23 protein-coding genes are annotated in these 20118 nt (G+C 67.5%); 11 read left to right on the forward strand and 12 right to left on the reverse strand.

From position 1 onward, the window contains the following. Positions 1 to 26: 26 nt before the first annotated feature. Complete coding sequence (locus A5780_RS32010; protein WP_082976844.1) at positions 27 to 641, forward strand: TetR/AcrR family transcriptional regulator; 615 nt, start codon at positions 27 to 29, stop codon at positions 639 to 641. Positions 642 to 733: 92 nt separating this feature from the next. Here A5780_RS32010 and A5780_RS32015 read toward each other — a convergent pair whose 3' ends face one another. The 5 genes from A5780_RS32015 to A5780_RS40435 form a co-directional block, all read right to left on the reverse strand. Continuing rightward, positions 734 to 1354 (reverse strand): MBL fold metallo-hydrolase, encoded by a 621-nt coding sequence (locus A5780_RS32015; RefSeq protein WP_231983167.1) that lies wholly within the window; start codon positions 1352 to 1354, stop codon positions 734 to 736. Further along, a complete protein-coding gene (locus tag A5780_RS32020; protein ID WP_064910872.1) occupies positions 1351 to 2433 on the reverse strand; it encodes an S-(hydroxymethyl)mycothiol dehydrogenase in 1083 nt (360 codons plus the stop codon). Before A5780_RS32020 ends, A5780_RS32015 begins: the two co-directional genes overlap by 4 nt. Positions 2434 to 2563: 130 nt before the next feature. Further along, entirely contained in the window at positions 2564 to 2848 is a 285-nt protein-coding gene (locus A5780_RS32025; protein ID WP_064910874.1) for a hypothetical protein, read from the reverse strand. Beyond that, a complete protein-coding gene (locus A5780_RS32030; RefSeq protein WP_146102118.1) occupies positions 2829 to 3008 on the reverse strand; it encodes a hypothetical protein in 180 nt (59 codons plus the stop codon). The genes A5780_RS32025 and A5780_RS32030 overlap by 20 nt, the downstream gene beginning before the upstream one ends. A 5-nt stretch (positions 3009 to 3013) precedes the next feature. Further along, positions 3014 to 3181, reverse strand: a complete 168-nt coding sequence (locus A5780_RS40435) for a hypothetical protein (protein WP_156747619.1) — start codon at positions 3179 to 3181, stop codon at positions 3014 to 3016. 194 nt (positions 3182 to 3375) lie between these two features. Between A5780_RS40435 and A5780_RS32035 the strand changes: the two genes are divergently transcribed. Genes A5780_RS32035 through A5780_RS32045 form a run of 3 tightly spaced genes read left to right on the forward strand, consistent with a single transcriptional unit; the run spans position 3376 to position 4678 of the window. After that, positions 3376 to 4254 (forward strand): helix-turn-helix transcriptional regulator, encoded by an 879-nt coding sequence (locus A5780_RS32035; protein WP_064903735.1) that lies wholly within the window; start codon positions 3376 to 3378, stop codon positions 4252 to 4254. Beyond that, positions 4251 to 4454, forward strand: coding sequence for a DUF397 domain-containing protein (locus A5780_RS32040; protein ID WP_064903733.1), 204 nt, complete (start codon positions 4251 to 4253; stop codon positions 4452 to 4454). The genes A5780_RS32035 and A5780_RS32040 overlap by 4 nt, the downstream gene beginning before the upstream one ends. Positions 4455 to 4474: 20 nt before the next feature. Then, the gene (locus A5780_RS32045) at positions 4475 to 4678 is read left to right on the forward strand and encodes a DUF397 domain-containing protein (RefSeq protein ID WP_064910878.1); all 204 of its coding nucleotides are present in this window, start codon (positions 4475 to 4477) and stop codon (positions 4676 to 4678) included. A 255-nt stretch (positions 4679 to 4933) separates the two neighbouring features. Here A5780_RS32045 and A5780_RS32050 read toward each other — a convergent pair whose 3' ends face one another. The 5 genes from A5780_RS32050 to trxA all read right to left on the reverse strand — a co-directional run bounded on the left by A5780_RS32050 (position 4934) and on the right by trxA (position 9326). Beyond that, complete coding sequence (locus A5780_RS32050) at positions 4934 to 6130, reverse strand: alpha/beta fold hydrolase (protein ID WP_064910880.1); 1197 nt, start codon at positions 6128 to 6130, stop codon at positions 4934 to 4936. A gap of 361 nt (positions 6131 to 6491) precedes the next feature. After that, positions 6492 to 6929: a VOC family protein gene (locus A5780_RS32055; RefSeq protein WP_063014507.1), complete on the reverse strand. Its 438-nt coding sequence runs from the start codon at positions 6927 to 6929 to the stop codon at positions 6492 to 6494. A 45-nt stretch (positions 6930 to 6974) separates the two neighbouring features. Continuing rightward, positions 6975 to 7952, reverse strand: coding sequence for a universal stress protein (locus tag A5780_RS32060; protein ID WP_064910882.1), 978 nt, complete (start codon positions 7950 to 7952; stop codon positions 6975 to 6977). 30 nt (positions 7953 to 7982) lie between these two features. Further along, on the reverse strand, positions 7983 to 8819 hold the full coding sequence (locus tag A5780_RS32065; RefSeq protein ID WP_081879512.1) for an HPF/RaiA family ribosome-associated protein: 837 nt from the start codon (positions 8817 to 8819) through the stop codon (positions 7983 to 7985). Between the two features lie 138 nt (positions 8820 to 8957). Then, positions 8958 to 9326, reverse strand: coding sequence for a thioredoxin (gene trxA, locus A5780_RS32070; protein WP_030515760.1), 369 nt, complete (start codon positions 9324 to 9326; stop codon positions 8958 to 8960). 305 nt (positions 9327 to 9631) lie between these two features. Between trxA and car the strand changes: the two genes are divergently transcribed. Together car and A5780_RS32080 are read left to right on the forward strand one after the other, a co-directional pair. Continuing rightward, complete coding sequence (car, locus tag A5780_RS32075) at positions 9632 to 13114, forward strand: carboxylic acid reductase (protein ID WP_064910884.1); 3483 nt, start codon at positions 9632 to 9634, stop codon at positions 13112 to 13114. Positions 13115 to 13247: 133 nt separating this feature from the next. Further along, positions 13248 to 13442 carry a hypothetical protein gene (locus A5780_RS32080; protein WP_030515762.1) on the forward strand — a complete coding sequence of 65 codons (195 nt, stop codon included), beginning with the start codon at positions 13248 to 13250 and terminating at the stop codon, positions 13440 to 13442. 154 nt (positions 13443 to 13596) lie between these two features. On the opposite strand, the gene A5780_RS32085 is transcribed toward A5780_RS32080, so the two are convergent. After that, entirely contained in the window at positions 13597 to 14349 is a 753-nt protein-coding gene (locus A5780_RS32085) for an SDR family oxidoreductase (RefSeq protein ID WP_231983169.1), read from the reverse strand. 50 nt (positions 14350 to 14399) lie between these two features. Here A5780_RS32085 and A5780_RS32090 point away from each other — a divergent pair, with 50 nt between their 5' ends. The 5 genes from A5780_RS32090 to A5780_RS32110 all read left to right on the forward strand — a co-directional run bounded on the left by A5780_RS32090 (position 14400) and on the right by A5780_RS32110 (position 19254). After that, positions 14400 to 14714 carry a helix-turn-helix domain-containing protein gene (locus tag A5780_RS32090; RefSeq protein WP_227462808.1) on the forward strand — a complete coding sequence of 105 codons (315 nt, stop codon included), beginning with the start codon at positions 14400 to 14402 and terminating at the stop codon, positions 14712 to 14714. Positions 14715 to 14862: 148 nt separating this feature from the next. Next, positions 14863 to 15324 (forward strand): hypothetical protein, encoded by a 462-nt coding sequence (locus A5780_RS32095; RefSeq protein ID WP_064910885.1) that lies wholly within the window; start codon positions 14863 to 14865, stop codon positions 15322 to 15324. A gap of 127 nt (positions 15325 to 15451) precedes the next feature. Next, positions 15452 to 16354 (forward strand): metal-dependent hydrolase, encoded by a 903-nt coding sequence (locus tag A5780_RS32100; RefSeq protein WP_064910887.1) that lies wholly within the window; start codon positions 15452 to 15454, stop codon positions 16352 to 16354. Continuing rightward, complete coding sequence (locus tag A5780_RS32105; RefSeq protein WP_064910889.1) at positions 16351 to 17460, forward strand: PDR/VanB family oxidoreductase; 1110 nt, start codon at positions 16351 to 16353, stop codon at positions 17458 to 17460. Before A5780_RS32100 ends, A5780_RS32105 begins: the two co-directional genes overlap by 4 nt. 30 nt (positions 17461 to 17490) lie before the next feature. Then, positions 17491 to 19254: an SDR family oxidoreductase gene (locus tag A5780_RS32110; protein WP_369817458.1), complete on the forward strand. Its 1764-nt coding sequence runs from the start codon at positions 17491 to 17493 to the stop codon at positions 19252 to 19254. A 102-nt stretch (positions 19255 to 19356) separates the two neighbouring features. On the opposite strand, the gene A5780_RS32115 is transcribed toward A5780_RS32110, so the two are convergent. Next, on the reverse strand, positions 19357 to 20118 hold a 762-nt coding region (locus tag A5780_RS32115), incomplete at its 5' end, for a slipin family protein (protein WP_082976838.1).

A 20118-nucleotide genomic window follows, 5' to 3' on the forward strand; every position in this document is an offset into this window, starting at 1 on the left:
GTGGTCCCTCTGTTAGCGTGGACAGTGTGATCAGCGCGTCGAAAACGGCCTCTACCCGGGACAATGTCGCCGATGGCGTGGAAGCGCGCATCCTCGACGCGGCATTGGTCCGGTTCCAGAAGGTCGGCGTCAAGAAGACCACCATCGAGGACATCGCCCGTGAAGCGGGCGTCGACCGGGTCACGGTCTACCGGCGCATGGGCTCCCGCGACGACGTGGTGCAGGCGGTGGTGAACCGCGAAGTCACCGCCGTGCTCACCGATGTCGCCGAGATTCCCGAGCGCCATGACACCGTCGAGGACCTCGTCACCGACGTCTTCGTCACCGTTCTCACCCGCTGGCGGACCAACCCGCTCGTCGAGCGCATGATGGCCCTCGAGCCGGAGCGGGTCATCATGAAGCTGACCGCCGAGGGCGCCACGACCTTCGCCATGTGCGTCTCGGCGACGGCGGCGGTCTTGCAGCGCGCGGTGGATCGTGGGCTACTGCCCGACGCCCCCGACCTGCTCACCCGCGCCGAATTGCTCTGCCGCATAGTGCATTCCCTCATCCTCGCGCCGTACTGCGCCGGGGAATTCCACAACGACGAAGAACTGGCCGCCTTCGCCCGCCTCTACCTGGTCCCGCTGGTCAAGGGGTGAGTGAGGCCGCCGCGGTAAGGGCGTTCACGACCGAGGGCCGCACGATCGCTCGTGCGGCCCTCGTCGCGCAAATGACTGTGCGGCAGTGATTTTCAGTGACCGCGTTTGATCCATTCCGACAGGTGCGGTGCCTCCGTGCCGATGGTGGTGGAGTCGCCGTGTCCGGTCAGTACCGTGGTATCCGCGGGCAGATTCAGCAGGCGGGTGCGGATGGATTCGATGATCGTGGGGAAGCTCGAGAACGAGCGACCCGTCGCGCCGGGACCGCCCTGGAACAGGGTGTCACCGGTGAAGACCGTCTTCTCCGAGGCCAGGTACAGGCTCACCGCGCCGGGGGAGTGGCCCGGTGTGTGCAGGACCTCGATCTCACTGCCCGCCAACGGAATTCGCTCCCGATCGTGCAGCGGTTCGTAGCGGGTGTCGGGGTAGAGGGCACTCCACAGCACCTCGTCGGCCGGATGCAGCCGGATCGGGGCGCGCAGCGCCTCGGCCAGCTCGGTGGCCACGTTGATGTGGTCGTTGTGGGCGTGGGTGCAGAGGATCGCGCGCACCGTGCGATCGCCGACGGCCGCGATGATCGGCTCGGCCTGGTGGGCGGCATCGATCACAACGGCCTCACGGTCGTCGCCGACGACCCAGACGTTGTTGTCGACATCCCAGCTGCCGCCGTCCAATTCGAACTTTCCGGAGGTGACGACGCGATCGATCCTCACAGCGTCACCACCGATCGCAGCACGTCACCGTGGTGCATGGTGGTGAAGGCCTGCTCGACCTGGTCGAGGGCCACGCGCTCGCTCACGAACCGCTCCAGCGGCAGCCGTCCCTGGCGGTAGAGGTCGAGCAGCATCGGGAAGTCGCGTTCCGGCAGGCAGTCGCCGTACCAGGAGGACTTCAGCGAGCCGCCGTGCGAGAAGAAGTCGATCAGCGGCATCTCCAGCTGCATATCCGGCGTCGGCACGCCGACCAGCACCACCGTGCCGGCCAGATCGCGCGCGTAGAAGGCCTGCTTCCAGGTTTCCGGCCGCCCGACCGCGTCGATCACCACGTCGGCGCCGAAACCGCCGGTCAATTCCTGCACCCGCTCGACCACGTCATCACCGGCCTCGAGGGTGTGGGTGGCCCCGAGTTCCTTGGCCCACTCCAGCTTTCGCGGATCGCGGTCGATGGCGATGATGGTGGTGGCGCCCGCCAGCCGGGCCCCCGCGATCGCCGCGTCACCGACGCCGCCGCAGCCGATGACCGCGACCGAATCGCCGAAGCTCACCCCGCCGGTGTTGATCGCCGCCCCCAGTCCGGCCATCACGCCGCAGCCGAGCAGTCCGGCCACGGCGGGATCGGTCTCCGGGTCGATCACGGTGCACTGTCCCTCGTGCACCAGGGTCTTGTCGGCGAAGGCGCCGATGCCCAGAGCCGGGGTCAGCTCGGTTCCGTCGGCCAGCGTCATCGGCTTGCTCGCGTTGTGGGTGTCGAAGCAGTACCACGGCTTGCCGCGCTTGCAGGCCCGGCACTGGCCGCACACCGCGCGCCAGTTCAGCAGCACGTGGTCGCCGGGCTGGACGTGGGTGACGGCGTCGCCGACCGTTTCCACCACGCCGGCCGCCTCGTGGCCGAGCAGGAAGGGGAATTCGTCGTTGATGCCGCCCTCGCGGTAGGTCAGATCGGTATGGCACACCCCGCAGGCCTGCACCCGCACCACCACGTCGTGCGGGCCCGGATCGGGGATGACGATATCGACGATCTCGACCGGGGCGCCCACACTGCGGGCGATGACGCCGCGAACCTTCTGGGACATGGAATCTCCTTTACGCGTCGAGGGTGCCGGTTCACCTATGGGTCAGTGTATGCCCGGCCCCAAGATCTCGGACAGGTGTCCGGACTGTAGTTCGGTTTGCGGATTCGTGGCCGCATGAGACGCCCGGCGGTCAGGAGGCGAATCGACGCCGGAACTCCTCGCTCACCGCGCACCACAGGGGGTGGTATTCCGGCAGGAGTGAATGGGCCTGCGCGAGCGTCGGCGTGACGGTGAACATCACCCCGTCGCAGGAGTAGGGGGTGGCCGCGTGGTGCGCGAAACGTGCGGTATCGATGGGTGTTTCGCGATCGGCGAGGTGGGTGATCTCGATTCGGCCGTGGTCGCCGACCCGCCACCACACCGACGATGGGCCGGCCACCGTGCGAAAGTGTTCGTCAGTCCCGGTATCGGTCACGGTATTTCGCCTTTCGCGCTCGGTCTTCGTCGGCGATGCGGTCGAGAATGGCGCGCACCGAATATCGTGTGTCCGGCTTGGAAATCTGCTCGGGCCAGAACACCGCGAGCACGATGACCGTCAGCGGAATACTGATCAGCAGAACGAATTCCCAGAACATCCGCGTCACTCCCGACCCGAATCCGGCACGAGGTGTTTTGCCTCGATGAGCAGCTGCTTCGCCTGCTGTTTGACTGGGCATACGCACAAAGCGCAGTCGATATGCAATTGCATGATGATGTGCGCGTAGGAGACGGTCATGATCGGCATTCGATCGTGGTTGAGCAGTCCCATGGTGGATACTTCCCCTGCGATGTGAAAGTGGTTGTCGGCGTTGAGGTTGCATCGACTCGGCCGCGAGTTGTAGTCGAATGGTGGGGATTTCGGGTATTCGTCGCCGTACCGATTGTTTGAACTCGTCTACCAGCAACCTGTCCAGTGGGGACCTGTCCAGAAAACCGGGACACAATCGATAGGGGAGCTAACGAATGGGGTCAGGGAGCACACTCGCGCAACGAGCATTGGGGCGTGAACTGCGGCGGTTGCGAAATGCCAAGGGAATGGGACAATCCCAGGCCGCGCGCATCGCGGAAACGTCGCATCAGACCATCGGCCGCATCGAAGAGGGCCAGACGACGCGGATCACCAGCCTGCAAGTGAACGCACTGTGCGACAGCTATGGGGCGACCGATGAGGAGCGGCGCATCTGCCTGGATCTGGTGAAGGAGATTCGCGCATCGCGAGAGGGGAAGGTGACGGCCAGCTGGTGGAGGGCGTATGCGGACGCGCAGGACAGCGGGTTCAACCACTACTTGGCGTTGGAGGATGCTGCAAGCAGTCTGACGCTGTGGAAAACAACCATCGTGCCTGGTCTTCTCCAAACGCCTGCATACCGACGCGCGATGGGGTGGGCAGAACGACCCGATATGCCCAGTGAGCAACTGGAACGACGAATCGAATGGCAGACCCATCGCCAAGAACGATTGAAAGACCCGCATCTTCGAATCACCGCGCTGCTGTACGAGGCCATCCTTCATGAACAGGTTGGAGGGCCGGCAGTGATCGCGGAGCAGCTTGGGCAACTCGCAGCACTGGCCGAGATGCCCAACGTGTCCGTTCGAGTCGTTCCGTTCAACGCATCCAGTCATCTTGGGGCGTACGTCGGCTCGTTCACTCTCTTGGAGTTTCCGGTCTTGCTGTCCGGGCTCTCCGCGCCTCCGATCGTCTATGTCGAAGGTTGGGCCGGGGATCTTTACCTGGAACGTGAGGCGGAGCTGCAGAAATATACTCGGGCTCTCCGGGAGATAGATCGTGTAGCGTTGACCGAAGCCGAGTCGGTAGCACTGATCAAGGAGCACACGCCGTGAGCAACGACCTGTCCGGGGCTAAGTGGTTCAAGTCAAGCTTCTCAGGCGCGAGCAAAGACTGTGTCGAGATTGCGTTCCTCGATGATGCTGTGGGGGTTCGTGATTCGAAGAACCCGACCGGTCCGGCCCTGATCTTCACCCCCTCGGAGTGGTCCACGTTCACCTCAGGTGTGCAGCGCGGCCACTTCGATCGCGCGTGACCAACCAAGGAGCGCACGCCATGAGCAACGGTCTGCCCGCGGCGAAGTGGTTCAAATCAAGCCGCTCGGGAGCGAGCAAGGAGTGCGTCGAGTTGGTGTTCCTCGATGATGCTGTGGGCGTTCGCGATTCGAAGAATCCCACCGGCCCCGCGCTGTTGTTCACTCCCTCGGAGTGGTCCTCCTTCACCACCAGCGTCCAGCGCGGCCGGTTCGATCGGGCGTAGCCCTCTCCGCTCATTACGGTCGAGATGCCCCGAAGTCCTTATCTCCCTTGAGCTTCGGTGGTTCTTGCGTATCTGTCGTCGCTGGCGGTGAGGGCGCACCTGGCGGGTGCCGCTCGATTGGGGCCCGGACGGTGATCTGTCTGAACTTTTCGTGCAAACCCCGCCCACATTGACGGAAACCCGCACATTTCCCCGAGGTTTGCACGGAAAGTTCAGCCCTCTGGCACAACGCAATTCGAATCGTGTCCGGTGTTCTCAGGTGAGATGCCGGTCGGCGAGGGCCCCAGCGGCGGCATCGGGCACGTATGTCGCACACGCGGTGATGAGAGCCCGGATCCCGTGAACGGTTTCGGTGGTCAGCGCGGCATGGCGCACCACGTCGAGTTCGTTGGCGACGGTGAGGAGTGCGAAGTCCGCGAGGTCGGTGCCGTCTACGGCGACCACCTCGCCGGTGAAGCGGTCGGTGAGCGGAAGTGGGGTGGTGCCGAGGTGGGGATAGGTCTCGGCTCGGTCGCACGCGCCGTAGCGGTAGACCAGCGCTTCCGCGTCGTGACCGATTGCCGCGCGCAGGCGTGATCGCCGGTCGGGTGGCAGCAGCGAATGTGGGAAGCCGTCCGTGCCGTAGGTGGCGTGGGTGAGTGCGGCCAGCCGAACCCGGGTACCTCCGCCGAGGTCGGCGACCAGCTGCCGCACCCGCTCGAGATGATCGAGGAGATCCCCACCGGGATGCGCCACCCGGGCCGCGCCGAGTTCGCGCAGCAGCGCCAGCGCCGACCACGGTGTCGTGAGATCCGCGATCGTCCGCGCCAACGCCTCCGGCTGATCGCGGGCGACCAGATGCCCGGTGCCCGGAATTCGGGTCACCGTGGCGTGCGGAGCCAGCTGGAGCAACCCGTCGGCCTCGACGTCGGTGAGCGATGAGCCCCGACCGGCACGGATCAGAAGGATGGGGATATCCAGTTGTGCGGTGATCTGTCGCAGCCGCGGGACGTGGGCCAAGACATCGTCGATGAAGTCCGGGTAGACATTCGACAGACCACCGGCATCGAGAAAGCGCCGCACTCGGCCCGCATCGAGATTGGGCACCACATCCACCAGCACCAGCCCCGTGACCTTGGCTCGGGTGCGCGGATCACCCAATGCCGCAACGGCGGAGAGCCCGCCCAGTGAGGCGCCGACGAGCACGCATCCGGGTTCCGCATCGACTATCGCGGCAATATCGCCCCCGCACTCGTCCAGCCTCCTGAGTGACCCACCGCTGTCACCGTGCCCGCGCTGATCGAAAGCGACACACCGCAATCCGTCCTCGACAAGTCGCTCCACGACGGGAGCCCACACCTGCCGCCGCTCACCCCCTGCATGCAGCAAGACAACCGTCGGCCCATCGCCGACCTCCTCCCCGTGCAGGTCCACGTCCGGACGGGCAATATGCCGCGCTCGCACCGCATCCATGGTCTACCCCCGTGCGATAGTCAGGCCGTTCACGATAGTGCCTCGCCGCGATCCCCTCCGACCCCGCGTCCGGCTGAACTAATCGTGCAAACCTCGCCGACGATGACGGAAATCGCCACATCTCGCCGCGGTTTGCACGATTAGTTCACCCCCGCACCTGCCCACAGGCGCTGGGACGTTCCCTGCCACATCGGGATCACCGGCGCACCGAGATCTTTCCGATGATGCACACCATCGTCGTTCGCAGGGAGCTGCTGCGGGAACGTCCGGGGCCGGCCCACGAGGTATTCGGGCTCTTCTCCGCGGTGAGGGAATCGGCCACGGTTTGCGCGATCGGCTCGCTCGAGCGGGCGATCCGCCCTCAGTCCTTCTTCAGCTCCTCGGCGAGCATCACGAGGATGCCGCTCGGGCCGCGGAGGTAGGTGAGCTTGTAGATGTCCTGATAGGTCGCGACGCCGCGAAGCGGATGGCAGCCGTGCTTCGCGGCGATCTCGAGGGCTGCGTCGATGTCGTCGACCGAGAAGGCGACCCGGTGCATGCCGATCTCGTTGGGGCGGGTGGGTTCCGTCTCGATCGCATCCGGGTGGATGTACTCGAAGAGCTCGAGGCGACCGTGACCGTCCGGGGTCTGGAGCATGGCGATCTTGACGTGATTGCCGTCGAGACCGACGGCGGTGTCGGTCCATTCACCACTGACCGTGTCCCGGCCGAGAACCGTGAGACCGAGGTCGGTGAAGAAGGCGATCGTTGCTTCGAGGTCGCGAACGGCGATGCCGACGTTCTCGAGTTTGATGGGCATGCGGTGGATGCTACCGAGCAGGGCTGACCAATTTCGGTAGACGAATCACCGGCCGCGGCCCTCGTCGTCGCGGAACGAGCCGGCACTCATGCGACTGCCCTTCGCCCCGGCGGTTACGTGTTCGGTGACCGCCGCGTCGGCCTCGCCGTTCCGGACGACGATCGTCGGACAGTGCGCGAGATGCAGCAGCGCGGTACTGGTCGAACCCAGAACCAGACCGGGAAACCCGCCGCGCCCGTGGGTACCGACCACCAGCAGTTGCGCGTCCTCGCAGTGGGCGAGCAGCGCCCGAACGGGGCTGTCGCACATCACGACTCGCTCGACCGATACCTCCGGGAACCGTTCCGCCCAGCCGGCCAGTCTCTCGGCCAGCACCACCCGCTCAGTCTCGCGAATCGCCTCCCAGCCGACCACGGGCAGGTCGTAGCCGCTCCGATCGCTCCACGCGTGTACCGCGACCAACCCGGCCCCGCGCCGGGACGCCTCGGCGAAGGCGAGTTCGACGGCCGGGACGCTGTTCGCGGTGCCGTCCACTCCGACCACGACCGGTTTCCGCGCCCATCCGGCGTCGGCGGCCGGATCGCCGTGCACGACCGCGACCGGGCAGTGCGCGTGCCGGCTGAGCGCGGTGCTGACCGAGCCGAGCACCATCCGCCCGATCGCCCCGCGGCCATGGCTGCCGACCACCACCATCCGCGCCCGCGCCGAATGTTCGAGCAGGGTGGGGATGATCATGTCGAAACTGAGTTCGGTGCTGATCGCCGGCGTCGCATCGGGTGTGGCATGGCGCGCCACCGCAGCCGCTTCGGCCAGTACCCGTTCCCCGTCCGCGCGCAGCCACTGCTGTTCCGCGGCGGCCAGCGCAGCGGTCAGGCCCGGATTCGGCGCTACGCCGTAGGACGTGACGATGTGCAGCGCGCAGTGCTGCAACGCGGCCTCGACGGCGGCCCACACCACGGCTTGCAATGCGATCTCCGAGCCGTCGGCGCCGACCACGATCGCCGGTGTATCCGGTCCGCTCATAGGTATCTCCTCTTCCCGTGTGCGCCGGGCCTATTCGGTGCGGTCCGCGGCGTCGGTGCGGTCTGCGGCGTCGGAAGGCGTGATCAGGCCGTAGTGCCCGTCGTAGCGGTGATAGAGCACGCAGCCGCGATCGAGATCCCGGTCCCGGAAGAAGACGAACGGCCATCCGGTCAGTTCCAGCCGGGTGATCGCCTCGGGCACGCTCAGCCGGGGCGCCTGCCGGCTGCTGACGGACAATGCCGGCAGGCCGCGGGTCACCGCGTCGGGACGCGGATCCACCTGCGCCAGACGGTAACCCGTGGCGCCGTCGCGATACAGGACGCTGTCGACGCGGCTGCCGTATTCGGTGAACAGCTGGAACTCGTAGTCCATGAGTTCCATGTCGAAGGCCGCCTCGTCGACGGTCTCGTTCGTCAGCGCGTACGACTTGTGCCGCACGACTCGACGCTCCTCGGCCGGACGCGGGTGGTACGGCAATCCGTTTCGCGGAGCAGCGCCGTGCCGCCATTCGTGGACCGCTCCGGCTCCCCGTCCCCCTCGTACGGCTTCCCAGTGCCGCGAGATGCGGGCGAGGCGTGACTCGAGCCGCGCCCGGAGCAGGTCCACGGCTTCCCGCGTGCTCGTGCCGGTGACCTGCACCCGCACCGGGCGACCGGCGAGATTCACATTGGCCTGGGCGACAACGGATCCGCCGAGGGCGGGATCACCGTGACCGGTGAGCCGCACTCGCGCGGACAGGACGGGCTCCGGCGCGTGGGCCAGCGCACGCCCGATCTTCTCCCGCGCGTAGTCCGCTCCCGCATCCGACACATAGCGGCCGGCGGAGACCTGGAGGATCGGCTCCGCCGGCGAAACGGTGTTCTGCATGAGGAGGACAGTCGCATCCGCGCGGCCCGGTGCGAGAGGGCACAAAGTCACCGTGCCGCTGCCGTTCGACCGCTTCTCGGCGGCCGACAACCGGCGAAGCCGCGGTGGTTCCGAGGGGCGATCCGGCAGCGACCCGGCTCACACTCGCGCCGCTTGCGCGGCCATCTCTCGGCGCACGTCGTCCATGTTCAACTCGCGTGCCCGTGAAATGAGTTGCTCCAGTGCGTCTTCGGGGACGACGCCCGGCTGCGCGTACAGCACGACACCGTCGCGGACGATCATCAGCGTCGGAATGGAGCTGATCCGGAACGCGCCCGCCAACTCCTCTTCCGCCTCGGTGTCGACCTTTCCGAACACGACGTCCGGATGCTTCGCGGCGACGCGCTCGAAGATCGGCGCGAACATCCGGCACGGACCGCACCAGGATGCCCAGAAGTCCAGAACCACCAGGTCCGAGCCCGCGACGACCTGGTCGAAGTTCGCCTTGGTCACTGTCGTAGTTGCCATGTCTCTCTCTTCTCTCTTGGGTCATATACCCCGGGGGGTATATGTGGAAGCGTGTGGGTGGCGCACTTATTCCACGCGGAGTCTCGCCCCGGTGCCGGAACGGAAACGTCTTCACACCGGAATCGAACGACGCCCAGGGGGGTGCGACCATCATGTGAGTAGGCATTTCCGCCGCTGCCTACCGAATCGTTGGCGCAAAGGCTTGACGAACGGGTAGTTAGCGGAGCTAAGTTAACCGTGATGCGCGCTACAGTGGCGCGTGGGGACGACTCGTCCGCCGGTAGACGACCCAGGGAGACCTACCCATGCCCGATGACGTGCAGAAGGCCGAGCGTAAACGGCGCCTCGCGGCGGCGATGGCCGACGACGAGGTGCGTGCGGCATGGCCGGATGCGGACGTCAGCGCCGCACTCGCACGCCCGGGCCTGCGCCTGGCCGAACTGGTCGACACGGTCATGACCGCGTACGCCGACCGTCCGGCCGTCGGGCAGCGGGCCGGTGAGATCGTCGTCGACGCCGAGGGGCGCCGGGTGCGGCGGCTGCTGCCGCGCTTCGAAACCCTGAGCTATCGGCAGCTGTGGTCACGCGCCGGCGCGCTGGCGAGTGCGTGGCAGGCCGCGGGGGTGCGCGCCGGTGATTTCGTGTGCACCGTCGGATTCGTCAGCAGCGATTACGTCACCGTCGACCTCGCGGGCGTGCGGCTCGGCGCCGTGGCGGTGCCGCTCCAGGCCACCGGCGCTGTCGCGCAATGGAATTCGATCATCGCCGAAACCGAGGCGCGGGTACTGGCCTGCAGCGCCGAACTGCTCGACGCCGCTGTCGAGGCCGCGCTGGCGAGTGCGACGATCGGGCAACTGGTCGTCTTCGACAGCACCGGCGACGACGACGAACGCGCGGCCGTCGCGTCGGCTCACGCCCGGCCGGCCGAATCGGGTCGCGAGATCGCGTTCGACTCGCTGCACGATCTCGTCGAGCACGGTTTCGCCCTCCCGGCCGTGCCGCTCGCGAGCGCGCCCGGCGACGATCCGTTGTCGCTGCTCATCTACACCTCCGGCAGCACCGGAACGCCCAAGGGCGCCATGTACACCGACCGCTTGGCCGCCGCGATGTGGTTGTACACCGCCAAGGCGCCGGTGCCCGCGATCACCCTCAACTATCTGCCGCTCAGCCATGTGGCCGGCCGTCTGCAACTGGGCGGCACGCTCGCTCGCGGCGGGACCGCCTACTTCACCGCGCGCAGCGATATGTCGACGCTGTTCGAGGATCTGGAGCTGACCCGGCCCACCGAACTGGTCTTCGTTCCGCGCGTCTGCGAGATGCTGCTGCAACACCACCAGGGTGAGGTCGAGGCCCGGATCGCGGCCGGCGGTGAGCGCGGCGTCATCGAGGACGAGGTGAAAGCCGAACTGCGCGAACGACTTCTGGGCGGCCGCTTCCTCGGCGCGATGTGCGCCAGTGCGCCGCTGGCACCGGAGATGCGCGCCTTCATGGAATCCGTGCTGACCATCGGCCTGCACGACGGATACGGCTCCACCGAGGCCGGCGGCAGCGTCATCGTCGACAACAAGGTCCGGCGCCCGCCGGTGCTGGATTACAAGCTCGCCGACGTCCCCGAACTCGGCTACTTCGGCACCGACCAGCCCCATCCGCGCGGGGAACTGCTGCTCAAGACCACCACCATGTTCCCGGGATATTTCAAACGCCCCGAGATCACCGCGGAGATGTTCGACGAGGACGGCTTCTACCGCACCGGCGACGTGGTCGCCGAACTCGGCCCCGACCATCTGGTCTACGTCGATCGCCGCAACAACGTGCTCAAGCTGTCACAGGGCGAGTTCGTCACCGTGGCGAAGCTGGAGTCGGTGTTCTCCACCAGCGCGCTGATCCGTCAGATCTTCGTCTACGGCAGCAGCGAACGCGCCTACCTGCTCGCGGTGATCGTGCCGACCGACGAGGCGCAGGCGCTCCCGGATCTTCGTGCGGCACTGGCCGAATCACTGCAGGAGCTGGCGAAGGAGGCCGGGCTCAACAGTTACGAGATTCCGCGCGACTTCCTGCTCGAGACCGAACCGTTCACTCAGGACAACGGTTTGCTGTCGGGGATCGGAAAGTTGTTGCGGCCCAAACTGAAGGAGCGCTACGGCGAGCGTCTGGAGCGGCTCTACGCCGAACTGTCCCAGGAACAGGCCGACGAACTGGCCGCACTGCGCCACGGTGCGGCCGATCGCCCCGTGCTGGAGACGGTGGGCCGCGCCGCGCGGGCCCTGCTGGGCTGCGCGAGTGGCGATATCCGGCCGGAGGCGCATTTCACCGACCTCGGCGGCGATTCGCTCTCGGCGCTGACACTGTCGAATCTGCTGAGCGAACTGTTCGGCGTGGAGGTGCCGGTGGGCACCATCGTCCATCCGGCGAATACGTTGCGGCGCTTGGCCGAACACATCGACACCGAACGACGCGGCGGCGGCCACCGCCCCACCCTGGTCGCCGTGCACGGGCGCGGCACACGGGTGCGGGCCGCGGATCTGACCCTCGACGCGTTCATCGACCACGAAACCCTCACCGCCGCAAAATCTCTTCCGCCCGCATCGGACCCGCCGCGCACGGTTCTGCTGACCGGGGCGAACGGCTACCTCGGCCGGTTCCTGTGCCTGGAATGGCTGCACCGGCTCGACGCCTGCGACGGCACCCTGATCTGTGTGATCCGCGGCGGTGACGTCGACGCCGCGCGAGCGCGCCTGGACGAGGCGTTCGACAGCGGGGATCCGGTTCTGCTGCAACGGTATCGGGAGCTCACCGACCGCGGGCTGACCGTCGTGCCGGGCGATATCGGCGAACCGAATTTCGGGCTGAGCGAGGACCGGTGGCGCGAACTCGCCGAAACGGTCGACCTGGTGGTGCACCCGGCGGCGCTGGTCAATCACGTGCTGCCCTACGACCAGCTGTTCGGGCCGAACGTGGTGGGAACGGCCGAGGTCGTCCGCCTGGCGATCACCGCGCGCCGCAAGCCGGTGACCTATCTGTCCACGGTCGCGGTGGCCTCCCAGGTCGACCCCGCGCGCTTCACCGAGGACGGCGATATCCGCGAGATCAGCCCGGAACGGGTCATCGACGGCGGCTACGCCAACGGGTACGGCAACAGTAAATGGGCCGGTGAGGTGTTGCTGCGCGAGGCGCACGACCTGTGCGGACTTCCGGTCGCGGTCTTCCGGTCCGACATGATCCTCGCGCACAGCGAATTCGCCGGGCAGTTCAATCTGCCCGACTTGTTCACCCGGTTGCTGCTCAGCGTGCTCGCCACCGGCCTTGCACCGGAATCGTTCTACCGCCCGGCCGCCGACGGCGGTCGCGCCCGCGCCCACTACGACGGCCTTCCCGCGGACTTCACCGCCGCCGCCATCACCGCGCTCGGCCCCGGCGCCGACAGCGGATTCGACACCTTCGACGTGCTCAACCCGCACGACGACGGCATCGGCCTGGACACCTTCGTCGACTGGCTCGTCGCCGACGGTCACCGCATCACTCGCATCGCCGACTACGCCGACTGGCTGGCGCGTTTCGAGACCGCGCTGCGTGCCCTGCCCGAGCGGCAGCGGCGGCATTCGGTTCTGCCGCTGCTGCATGGTTTCCGTCGTCCGGCTCCGGCAGTTCCGGGATCGGCGCTGCCGGCCGAGCGGTTCCGGGCCGCCGTGCGGGCGGCGGGAACCGGCCCGGACGGCGACATTCCGCATCTGAGCCGGGAATTGATCGGGAAATACGTCCGGGATCTGACCGCTGCGGGTCTGCTGTGAAGATTGCCGAAACCGGACACAGCCGGGGCCTGCCGGGCGTACCGTTTTGCCCCACAGCGTTGGTCGGCGAAGGCGCCGAGGGTGATCGCATCGCCCCGGGCGCTCGCCGAGTGCGACAAGGAGGTCGATTCCGGTGCACCGACTCGAGAAGTCCGCTCTGTGGCGCTGTGTGCTGAACGGATTGTCCGCGCTGGGTGCGGGTTTCGGCGCGATGGTTCCGGTCTACCTGAACGAGTGCCAGGTCGACGACTACCGCGACGCCGAAGCGGCCGCGGCCGAATGGGACTGGTCGATCCCGTATCAGTGGTTCGATCACGCCCACGGGTGATCGTGCGGGCCCGGCGGCGGCCGATGTGGACCGATCGTGGCCGGGCTGCCGGCGCGCCGCGGCCGCTGGTCGGCTCGGCCGTCCGCGAACGGTAGTCGCTTCGCAGCGAGGGGTCGGAGCGTGGCCGTGGCGGTGCCGGCTCCGCGTCCGACGGTCAGGTAGCCGGATCGATGGCGTCGGCCAGGTAGTCGGTCCCGCCGACATGGACCGTGTGGCCGGATTCGGTATCGGCCGTGGTGGTATCGGCGATCGCGGTCGCGAACTCGTCGATCGTGGGCAGCGCACCGTGTTCGGTTCGCGCCGCCACCGCGTCAGGATCGCGGCGTTCGAGCAGGCGCACGATGATGGTGCCCTCGATCATGTCGCCCGACACGACCGTGAAACCGATTCCGAGCGAGTCGAATTCGCCGATCATGGCGCGCAGCGCGTCCTCGCCCGCCCGCTTGCTCCGCGCTATGGGCTCGTAGTCCGCCGGGGTGGGTTTGCGGCCGTGGAAATGCGCCTGGTGGCTGGTGACGAACACGATGCGCGCACCCGGGGCCATGAGCGGTAGCGCCAGCCGGACCAGCCGCACCTGGGCGTCACGGTTGATCGCCATCGCGTAATCGGGCGCGGCGCCGTGTTCGAGCCCGCCCGAGGCGTTGAGGATCAGCACGTCAAGCCGCCCGAAGCGGGTGCGGATCTCCTCGATCATGGCCGCGGCGGCCCCGGGATCGGACAGGTCGGCGCCCACCGGCGTCGCCGATCCGCCGTCGGCGGCGATCGAATCGGCGAGAATGCTTGCCCGCCTGCGTTTCTCGCGATAGTTCAGGACGACGTGATCGCCGCGCCCCGCGAGAATCCGGGCGGTCTGCGCCCCGATGCCGCGGGAGGCGCCGGTGATCAACACGATGCGTTGTGAATCCACCCGCACTCCCACTCGTTGCTTCTCTTTCAGAATCACTATGGTAGTTCGAAATGAGAAGTGCAAGAGAGCGCGAGGGCGCCCCGCGGGCGGCGATGGAACTGCTGGGGCAGCGCTGGATGCTGCGCGTCGTCTGGGAACTGACGCCGGGACCTCTCGGTTTCCTCGAGCTGCGCCGGCGCATGGACAACTGCTCCTCGAGCATGCTCTCGGTGCGCCTGCAGACCCTGCAAGGCGCCGGTGTGATCGTCAAACGCGCCGACAAGGCCTACGAGTTGACCACGGCCGGAACCGAACTCGTGCGGGCGCTGCAACCGCTGTGGGCGTGGGCGGCGAGCAATCTCGACGCCGGCGCGGTGGGGGAATAGTCGCTGTCGTCGACCGAGCGGGCGATAGGTGCCGAGGTTGCGCGTATGCGCCGGTGTCGCGTGCCCACGGCCGCGGAATCGATCCACTAGGTTTGGTAGACACGCCCACGGGCGGCGGGTGGAGTTCGACGAAGATCTGGGGACTGACATGAACGGTGACACGATTCGGCGCGGTAGCCGCCCGCTGTTCGGCGCGGCCGCGGCCGCCGCGTTGCTGATATTGACCGGCTGCGGCTCGTCCGACTCGGGGAACGCGCGCCCGGCCGACTCGGTCGCACCGAAGGCGACCACCGCCAGCACGGTCCCGGAAGTTATCGACTGTTCCTTCAGTAAGCCGGCGGTCCGGCCGGAGAATATGATCCTCGCCTGCGCCGATCTGGGTGCTCGGGTCGAACAGATCGTGTGGCAGAGCTGGGGGCCGGATCAGGCGCAGGGAGACGGTGTCGAGCGGGAGAACACCTGCGATCCCAACTGCGCCGCCGGCAAGTACGTCACCAAAAAGGTGCATCTGACGCTGACCGACGTCGCGCGGCCGGGCAATGTCTTCACCAAGGTGACCACCGTGGATGCCGACGGTCACACCTTCACCTGGCCGAGAACTCCGCGCTGAACCGCTCCGGCGGCTAAAATTATGTGGTACTCAGGGTGTCGCTTACCGCCCGATAATTGCTACGCTGCTGTAGCAACGGTGCCGGTGCGGCCGGAACCGATGGCCGAGATGACGACCAGGAGTACCGATGAAGTTACTTCCCATTCGCAACCGCGGCGTGGGCGATCCCGGTGAGGTGGCGCTGCACGCGCGGAATGTGCAATTCGATTGGCGGGCCACCCCGCTGCACTGGCTGGCCGCCGAACCCATCGCCTCGCATGTGTTCAACTCGCTCAACCTGCTGCTGCCCGAGGGCGAGCGGATGTTCATCCAGACCTTCTCCGAGGCGCTGCCGCTGATCAAGGACGAGAAGCTGCGCGAACAGGTCATCGGCTTCATGGGGCAGGAGGCCATGCATGCCGAGACTCACAACGATTCGCTGCAGCAGGTCTTCCGCGCCCACGGCGTCGACGTCGACAGCTACGCACGGCAGATGGAGTACATCTTCCGCAAGGCGCTGGGTCCGCGAGAGGGGCAGACGCCGCGCGAGGAGTTTCAGACCCTCGTCGAACGGCTGGGCTTCATCGCCACCCTCGAGCACTTCTTCGCCTTCCTCGGCGACTGGATCATCAACGCCGATCTGGAGCGGTTCGACGCCGCGCCCAACATGCTCGACCTGTACCGCTGGCACGGCGCCGAGGAGGTCGAGCACCGCTTCGTCGCCCACGATGTCGCCGGATATTTCGAGGTCGGCTACGTGCGCCGGTGCGCGCTGATGGCGATCACCTTCCCGATCTTCGTGGCGTTGCTGCTGCGCGGTACGAAGTATCTGGTGCACCAGGACCCCGAGCTGCCGAATATGGGGTATCCCCGCATCGTGGGCAAGGCGCTCGATGCGATGTGGCGGGGTGCGCTGCCCGGAATTCCCTCGCTGCTGTGGTCGGCGCTGTCGGTGGCCAAGCCCGGATACACCCCGGCCTCGGTCGGATCGACCGCGCAGGCCGTGGCGTATCTGGCGAAATCGCCTGCGGCACAGGCACTCGCGTCGTGACGACACGCAGGCCTGTGCCCACCGAACTGCCGCCCGACCTCTACGGCGGGCGCGGCTGGGACCGGCCGATCGGCATCATCGGTGCGGTCGCCGAGGCGCGGATGCGGTGGGCGTCGCTGATCCACCGGCGTCCGGTGACCGGCGCGGTCGACAGCGGCCGGTTGCGCGTGCGGGTGGTCGAGCGGCGGATCGAGGCGCACGACGCCGATGTGGTGAGCCTGGTGCTGCGCGCCACCGACGGCAGCGCGCTGCCGACCTGGCGACCTGGCGCCCATCTGGACCTGGAACTGCCGTCGGGCCGGCTGCGGCAGTATTCGCTGTGCGGTGACCCCGCCGATCGGTCCCATTACCGCGTCGCGGTGCGCCGGATACCGGGCGGACTGGGTGGTTCGGTCGAGGTGCACGACGACCTCCGCGTCGGCGCCGAACTCACCATCCGCGGGCCCCGCAACGCCTTTCCGTTCGTCCTGCCGGGCCACGGATCCTCCGCTGCCCGTGTGCATTTCGTCGCGGGAGGCATCGGGATCACGCCGATCCTGCCGATGGTGCGGATGGCGCATCGGCTGGGCGTGGACTGGACCATGGTCTACACCGGCCGCAGTCGCGACACCATCCCGTTCCTCGCCGAAACAGAATCCTTCGGCAGCCGGGTGACGGTGCGCACCGACGACGAGGGGGGTGTGCCGACGGCGGCGGAACTGCTGCCCGGCGTCGGCGTCGACACATCGGTCTACTGTTGCGGGCCGGTCCCGATGACCTCGGCGATCGCCGCGGCCGTTCGCGAAATGCCCGGTGTGGAAATGTATTCCGAGCGATTCTCTGCCGCGCCGGTGGTCGACGGCAAGCCGTTCCGCGTCGAGCTCGCCCGCACCGGTGAGGTGCTCGACATTCCCGCCGACCGCTCGGTGCTCGACGAAGTGCTGCGCGTGCGGCCCGATATCGCCTACTCCTGCCGGCAGGGTTTCTGCCGCACCTGCAAGGTCCGGGTACTCGACGGGCAGCCCGATCATCGCGACACCGTCCTCACCCCCGGCGAGCGCGCCGAGGGCGAACTGCTCATCTGCGTATCACGGTGCGCCGGTGAGCGTTTGGTGCTCGACCTCTGACCTCCACTCGCCCTCTTCGAGGAGATTCTCGTGACCGACACCGCCCCCGTTCCGGACTCCGAACACTTCGTCCGCAACGGTGACTTCGATATCGCCGTCTACGAATACGGTGATCCCGCCGCACCGACCATGCTGCTCGTGCACGGCTGGCCCGACGACCATCACCTGTGGGATCGGGTGATTCCCAAGCTGTCCGGGCGTTTCCACGTCGTCGCCTACGACACCCGCGGCCACGGCCGCTCCACTCGGACCGATCGCACCGAGGACTACGGCCTGGACCGCTTCGCCTCCGACTTCTTCGCGGTGGCCGATGCGGTGAGCCCGGACCGGCCCGTGCACGTGCTCGCCCACGACTGGGGTTCGGTGCAGGTGTGGGAGGCGGTGTGTGAGCCGCAGGCCGCCGCCCGGGTGGCCTCGTTCACCTCGGTCTCCGGCCCGAATCTCGACCACCTGGCGAAGTGGACCCGCAATCGGATGGGCCGCGGCGCGGTGTGGGGCCCGGCCACGCAGCTGCTGTCCTCGGCCTACACCTTCCTGTTCATGACCCCCGGCCTGAACAAGGCGGTGATGCGGCCGCTGTCGTCGGAGAAGGTGTGGAAGCGGTTCATCGGCCTGATGAACGAAACCTCCCCGGAGAACGTCACATTGGGCCCGGCGTTCCGGCAGGACTTCTTCGACGGCATGCGGATCTACCGCGCCAACATCCTGCCGCGCATGCTCGGCCCGCGCGAGCGGCACACCGAGGTGCCGGTGCAGCTGATCATCGCGCGCCGCGATATCGCGGTGCGTCCGGCCGGGTACGACGACACACCGAAGTGGACCGATCGGCTGTTCCGGCGCGAGATCGCGGGCGGGCATTGGCTGCCGTTCTCCCATCCGGAGTTGCTGGCCACCTCGGCGACCGAGCTCGCCACGGCCGTCGACACCGGTGAGTATCCGCGCACGCTGCGGCGCGCCGAGGTCGGCGCGCAAGCCGGGCCGTTCACCGAGCGGCTGGTCGTGATCACCGGCGGCGGCAGCGGCATCGGCCGCGAAACGGCGCTGGCGTTCGCCCGCCGCGGCGCCGAGGTCGTCCTGTCGGATCTGAACCTGGACGCCGCCAAGGAGACCGTGGAACTGATCACGGCGGCCGGTGGCATCGCGCACGCCTACGCCGTCGACGTCTCCGACGAAGCGTCGATGAGCGAGCACGCGAGCGCGGTGATCGCCGCCCACGGCGTGCCCGACATCCTGATCAACAACGCCGGCATCGGCCAGGCCGGAGACTTCTTCGAGACCTCCGCCGCCGAATTCGACCGGGTGCTGCGGGTGAACCTCGGCGGCGTGGTCAACGGCTGCCGCACCTTCGGCGCCGCCATGGCCGAGCGGGGACTCGGCGGACATATCGTCAACCTGTCCAGCATGGCCGCCTACAGCCCGCAGCAAGGTTTCAGCGCCTACTCGACCAGTAAGTCCGCGGTTTTCATGTTCTCCGACTGCCTGCGCGCCGAACTGGCCGGCAAGGGTATCGAGGTGCACACCATCTGCCCCGGCATCGTGCACACGAATATCGTTGCGACAACGAAGTTCTCGGGCCTGTCCGACGATGCGGAGGCCGCGAAGCAGGCCCGCTACGACGCGCTGTACCGCAAACGCGGCTACGGCCCGGAGAAGGTCGCCGACCGGATCGTGCGCGCGGTCGAACGTCACCGCGAGATCGTCCCGGTCACGCCGGAAGCCCACCTGCAGTACCACTTCAGCCGCTTGGCCCCGGCCGTCAACCGCTTCGTCGCGGCGCGGGTGAAGCTGACGTAGGCCGCGTTTCGCGTCGTCGGCGCGAGGGACCGGTCGTACGGTCGATGCGACCGGTCCGCCTGTTTGCGCCGGGGTCGAGGGAGCCTGGAGAGCAGGCGGCCTTCACTCGGGGCGAATCGGTGCGTGCTGCGGTGATCGCGAGGCGTCTGCCCAGGGCGGTTCGGCGGCGCGGGGGTCCACGCCGGAATCCGTGTCCGGCGCGTGCGCCGTCCCGGCTTCGGCGGTGGGCGTGTCCGGGCGGCTCTCGGCCGGCGCCGCACCAGATTCCGGCGGGGTCGACCGTTCCAGGAAGCGCAGCAGCTCCACCGGGAACGGCAGGACCAGGGTCGAATTCTTCTCTGCCGCAACTTCGACGACGGTTTGGAGCAGTCGCAGCTGCAGGGCCGCCGGGGCGGTCGCCATCCGTTCGGCGGCGTCGGTCAGCTTCCGTGAGGCCTGGAGCTCGCCCTCGGCGGTGATAACGCGGGCGCGGCGTTCACGCTCGGCCTCCGCCTGCCGCGACATCGACCGTTTCAGCGACTCCGGCAGCGCCACATCCTTGATCTCCACCCGGTCGATGTGGACGCCCCAGGCGAGGGCCGGGCTGTCGATCATCAACTCCAGACCCTTGTTCAGCTGTTCGCGGTTGGACAGCAGATCGTCGAGTTCGCTCTTACCGATGATCGAGCGCAGCGAGGTCTGCGCCACCTGTTCGACGGCGAACAGATAGTCCTGGACCTCGACCACCGCCTGCGTCGGGTCGATCACCCGGAAGTACACCACCGCGTCGACCCGCACGGTCACGTTGTCGCGAGTGATGCCCTCCTGTCCCGGCACCGGCATCGTGACGACCTGCATCGGCACCTTGTGCATCTTGTCGACGAA

This window comes from Nocardia sp. 852002-20019_SCH5090214 (genome assembly GCF_001665865.1).
In the GTDB taxonomy this organism is placed as follows: Bacteria; Actinomycetota; Actinomycetes; order Mycobacteriales; family Mycobacteriaceae; genus Nocardia; species Nocardia nova.